This is a genomic window from Moorena sp. SIO3I6, from assembly GCF_010672095.1.
This window is the reverse complement of the sequence record NZ_JAAHHU010000938.1, coordinates 1-1,914: the sequence shown is the minus strand read 5'-3', so window position 1 is coordinate 1,914 and position 1,914 is coordinate 1. Positions and strand designations below refer to the sequence as shown.

At 43.9% G+C, this 1,914-nt stretch carries 2 protein-coding genes and 1 pseudogene; 1 reads left to right on the top strand and 2 read right to left on the bottom strand.

The window, feature by feature from the left end; genetic code table 11:
• Together F6K49_RS44675 and F6K49_RS44670 are read right to left on the bottom strand one after the other, a co-directional pair.
• A pseudogene (locus F6K49_RS44675) lies at positions 1-416 on the bottom strand (serine protease); the annotation flags it as partial.
• A 344-nt stretch (positions 417-760) separates the two neighbouring features.
• A complete protein-coding gene (locus F6K49_RS44670; protein ID WP_293108428.1) occupies positions 761-1,072 on the bottom strand; it encodes a hypothetical protein in 312 nt (103 codons plus the stop codon).
• Between the two features lie 514 nt (positions 1,073-1,586).
• Between F6K49_RS44670 and F6K49_RS44665 the strand changes: the two genes are divergently transcribed.
• A partial coding sequence (locus F6K49_RS44665; protein ID WP_293108425.1) for a hypothetical protein occupies positions 1,587-1,914 on the top strand: 328 nt, incomplete at its 3' end.

Sequence of the window (1,914 nt, the reverse complement as noted above, 5' to 3'; positions counted from 1 at the left end):
GACTCAAATAAAATGGGTGGACGTTGGGGATAAGCGCGCTCTATCAACCCAGATAGCTCTTCGGGAATGCTAAAGGGAGCACCAGCAACATGGCGCAAGAAGGTCACTTCTCCCAGTTCAGGATGAGCCTCGCTAATCAGTTGGCTGTCCCGTTCAACTCGGGTGCTAAAGACCCGTTCCCACAGTTCCCGTGGTCCATCAGCACTAATGGAAAAAGTTCCGATTTGCTGCACTCGAAAGCCAAGGGATTGTAAAACATTTGCAGCTTGAATGCCCCGTCCAGGGGGTGGAGCGAATTGTTGAAGATTCTCCGGTTGGAGGTAGGTGTCACTTGCGAACATAGATTGGCCACTTTCTGATGCGATAATGGCTTCAAAGGAAACTCGCTGTTCTCCAGTCTGTAGTTGTTGTATCATAATTAGCTTTTTAGTTAAATCCTAGTTAGACAGGGGTTTATGACTATCCCTGTCGTTGTTAATCAACAAAGCAAGATGCTTTACGTCTTTGGTTTACTTCTTTAGTTTGGTATCTGTGATCACATATTGACCTCACCCTCGTGGGTACTTTTGTTTTTTTCGGTTTTAGTTTATAATAATTCACGAAATTTTTCACTCACTATTCAACAGTAAAGGCAGCATCGGGTCGTGCCTCTAGCCTGGAGAATGTTCGGATTATCGTTAACTGGATTGGCCGTTGGCCACGCTACGGGATGAAGCGTTCGCGTAGCGTGGCCAACGGCCTCAGCTTCCGCTAAGAGCGATCAGAAAAATTCTGGGGGCTCTACAAACATCACCCCAGTTACCAAGGTTTGTAGTTGCTCAGGAATTTGTATATGGTCAACCGCAGCTTTGGGATAGGTAACCTCACTGCCATCTATCTCCTGGATCAGGGTTTTCTGCTGTGGTTGGAAGGAAACATTGAAAGTTGATTCCCACAGGGATTGCGGAGCTTGTACACTTATAGTCGGTCCAATGTGCAGGATCCGAAACCCAAGCTGTTGTAGAGCTAAAGCAGCTTGTCTAGAGTGGTTCGGGGATGACTCAATTTCTGCTGAGATCGTGTTTTCCGGCATAGCACGCCTCCGATGGAAAGTCTGGCGTCAGGGATTTTTGGGTAGGGGCGACCCATTGGGGGAAGTAATTTGGCGAAGTAAGTAGTTCGGGCAAGTAATTAATGGCTGAAACCCTAGGTTTTATGTCCTTTGGCTTCGCCCTCCCATAGGACAACCTAGAGTTTCCCTTAATTAAGGGCAATTTGTCAAGCTATAGCAGGGTAAAAATGCACCGGCTATGCTCTGTAGATTAGCTCCAGGTCATGCAATCAAGTTTGGTGCCAGTTCAAAAGTCAGAGGATTTTTTGTTTGCTATTAATTTATACACAAAAAATACAAAAGTTATACGTTTTATACGTTAGCGCTAACGCGATCGCAATCATCAGATTTGCAGACTGTAAATATCAGTTAATTTACTGAAAGTGATTTTACTGACAGGTCAGGCTATGATCGAGTTAGTCAAACATTTAGTCAAAATTAATTACAGACTACAGTCAATTCATTAATTTATTAAAATAACTAGGGCGTCTATAACATGAACATAACTAAATTTGTAAGCAGTGGATTAGTTTTAGGGTCTATAGTTTTGGGAGCAGTAGGACAAGCCCAGGCAGCTGATCTCGTCAAGAAGTCCTGGATAGCCACTGAAGCTCATAGCAACCCAGACACCTATTGGTCAGGACACTCTTTCTGGTTACCTGAGTTGGAATCAGGGAGATTTCTATTTGACCCTAAAGGTACCTTTAATGAATACGATGATGGGAGTGCTAATTTGTTGGGCACCATCGTTTCTGAGTTAGATGATACTAAAAAATGGGAGGTTGATATTTGGTTCGATCGCACAACAGAACCTACGGTAAAAA